Source organism: Zoogloea sp. LCSB751, assembly GCF_002028455.1.
Classification (GTDB): Bacteria; Pseudomonadota; Gammaproteobacteria; order Burkholderiales; family Rhodocyclaceae; genus Zoogloea.
This window is the reverse complement of the sequence record NZ_MWUM01000706.1, coordinates 1-230: the sequence shown is the minus strand read 5'-3', so window position 1 is coordinate 230 and position 230 is coordinate 1. Positions and strand designations below refer to the sequence as shown.

Here is a 230-nt window from a genome sequence, read left to right as displayed (position 1 = left end):
TCGTTAAAGCGTAAGTGCAGCTTAAGCTAGGAGAATTGCCACTATGGCTACAATGAAATTTTTGTGTGATACCAAGCGCTGCATCGAATGTAACGGCTGTGTCACCGCATGTAAAAACGAAAACGACTCCGCTCTCGAGTGGGGTATCCAACGCCGCCGCGTGGTAACCATCAACGATGGTCAACCAGGTGAGGCATCAATCTCTGTCGCCTGTATGCATTGCTCAGATG

General features: G+C 49.1%; 1 pseudogene. It reads left to right on the top strand.

The annotated features are described in order from the left end of the window. Positions 1-43: 43 nt before the first annotated feature. A pseudogene (locus B4920_RS28260) lies at positions 44-230 on the top strand (formate dehydrogenase); the annotation flags it as partial.